Raw genomic sequence first — 2,605 nt, 5'->3', positions numbered from 1 at the left:
ACTGAAATTGATACTATAATTATACAATAAAAAAAGGATAGTTCCTTCAAATAATGAAGGACTATACCTTTTAGATTATGAACATTTGGAGGACTTTTTCAGTGGCCTCCACTATTCATGAGGCTTTTTTATGTTTATTCTTTTTTTGTAAGCTGCAGAGCTTTTTTAATATCTTTATAAGAATTTGATTTTCCATACATCAGTACTCCGCCTTTATATACTCTTGCCCCAAATATAGCAAGAATCATAATAGTAGCAACTAAAATAATGATACCTAAAATCGGCTCCCAAAAAGGCAGATTCAACATTCCTACTCTCATAAACATTAGCATTGGAGTGAAGAATGGGATATAAGATGTGATGGTTACAAACGTATTGTCTGGTGCACTTAACCCGAACATAGCAATCATAAATCCTGCAACAATTAATAATGTCATTGGTGTAATCATTTGCTGAACATCTTCAATTCTACTTACAAGTGATCCAAGCAATGCAGCAAGTGTAGCATATAGGAAATAGCCTAAAATAAAGAAGATAGCAGCATAAATAATCGTGCTTACAGGTACTTCGCTAAATCCTAAGAATCCTTCCATTGACCCCATGCTATCATTGCTTGTTAAAGAAAAATAACCAACAATCATTAATAACGCAAGTTGAGTCAAGCTTAATAAACCAACTCCTAGTATTTTAGCAAACATATGTTTAATCGGAGATACACTTGAAATTAAAATCTCCATCACACGAGATGATTTTTCCGTCGCTACTTCTGTCGCAATCATTCCAGAATATAAAACAACAGCAAAATATATTAAGAATAAAAGAATGTAAACTAATCCTCTCGCTTGACTTAATTCTTCCTCTGTCTTCGCATCTTTTACAAGAGCAATTTTCTCAAAAGAAACAGGCTCATTCAATTTAACGAGCTGCTCATTTGATAAATTAAGCTGATTAGCTGCTAATTGATTTTTAACTAGTTGAATACTATTTAATAAATTATCAGAAAGAGACGATTCCGCAATATCCATCGTATAATAGGTGGCTACTGGTAATTTGCTCGAATCAACATCTACAATCAGCAATCCACTATAGTTGCCTTCTTCCACTTCTTTTTTAGCTAATTCTTCACTTTCTTCAAATGAAATAAGTTTGACATCCTCATTTATCGTCTGAATTGCCTCTTGAATGACTGGTAATAGTGAGGAACTCTGGTCGATAACTGCCACTTCTGTTTTTTCGTCTTCTCCAGAAAATGTCTCAATAATGGTAGTAAGATTTGTAAGTGCAATAACCAATATTAAAGTGATGGCTGTTGTGATGAGAAAGGATTTTGTTTTAAACTTGCTTAGAAAGGTGTGAAAAAGGATAATCCAAAAACTATTCAAGAGAAGCACCTACCTTTTCGATAAAAATATCGTTTAAAGAAGGCTCTTCTAAGGCAAATTTGCGGATAAAGCCTTTTCCAACAATATCCTTTAAAATTCTTTCTGCAATTTCCTCTCCCTCAATCTGAAGAGAAACTCCCTCTGCTTTCTCCTTTAATTTTAATACGCCTGGATATCGGATTAAATGCGTTAAATCAAAATCAGCATGGATGGTTACATTTTTCTTCCCAAAGCTCCTTTTAATTTCTTTAAGCGCGCCATGAACAACAGGTTTTCCTTTATGCATGATGCACAAATGCTGACATAATTCCTCCACATGCTCCATTCGGTGACTGGAAAAAACAATACTCGTTCCATTATTTTTTAAATCAACGACAGCACTTTTTAATTGCTCAACATTTACAGGATCTAACCCGCTGAAAGGCTCATCAAGTATCAATAGCTTTGGCTTATGTAATACAGCACTTATAAATTGGATTTTTTGCTGATTTCCTTTTGAAAGCTCCTCCACTTTCTTATCCGAATATTCGGGAACTTTAAAACGGTCAAGCCAATATTCCAACTCCCTTAAAGCAGACTTTTTTTCCATTCCTCTTAGCCTGGCTAAATAGACTAGCTGATCGCGCACCTTTAATTTCGGATAAAGCCCTCTTTCTTCTGGCAAATATCCAATATAAGGACTTGTTGAATAATTAATCGGTTTATCATCCCATGTTATTTGCCCATCTGTACTTTCCAAAATACCTAGGATCATGCGAAAAGTCGTTGTCTTGCCCGCCCCATTTCCTCCTAAAAAGCCGAACATTTCATTTTCAGGAATGGAAATGGATAAATCATCCACTGCAGTGAACGAACCAAATTTTTTTGTCACGTTTTTTAACTCTAATGACACAGAATCCCCTCCTCACTACACTATACGGTTTAAGATTGTAAAAGGTTTCATTGCACACGGATGTAACTACTATTTTTGATAACTCACCATTTATATTTTCATCGTCTACGTTTGGACTTATTCTTTTCCCATATAAAGTAGTTAACTAAGAGCCTTTCTCCTTCACCCCATGTGGAAAATTCGCCAGAAGCTATGTCGTCAAGCAAGAAACTAACTCTATAAAACATACTAAGATTAGTGGGTAAGGTCATCGACGGATGACTTTGCCCACTATTTTTCTTTTTAAGTTATAGTGAGAAGTGAAAGAAAGCTCGACCAGCCTCAGGGATCT

General features: G+C 35.2%; 2 protein-coding genes. Both read right to left on the bottom strand.

Features of this window, described 5'->3' with window-relative positions; genetic code table 11:
* Positions 1–134: 134 nt before the first annotated feature.
* Complete coding sequence (locus tag ACTQ5K_RS25300) at positions 135–1,382, bottom strand: ABC transporter permease (protein ID WP_441994444.1); 1,248 nt, start codon at positions 1,380–1,382, stop codon at positions 135–137.
* Positions 1,375–2,274: an ABC transporter ATP-binding protein gene (locus tag ACTQ5K_RS25295; protein ID WP_235251571.1), complete on the bottom strand. Its 900-nt coding sequence runs from the start codon at positions 2,272–2,274 to the stop codon at positions 1,375–1,377. Before ACTQ5K_RS25295 ends, ACTQ5K_RS25300 begins: the two co-directional genes overlap by 8 nt.
* Positions 2,275–2,605: the final 331 nt, after the last annotated feature.

It is taken from the genome of Niallia sp. Sow4_A1, assembly GCF_052116745.1.
Classification (GTDB): domain Bacteria; phylum Bacillota; class Bacilli; order Bacillales; family Cytobacillaceae; genus Niallia; species Niallia hominis.
The sequence above is the reverse complement of the archived record's forward strand: the minus strand, read 5'-3'. Positions and strand labels throughout refer to the sequence as shown.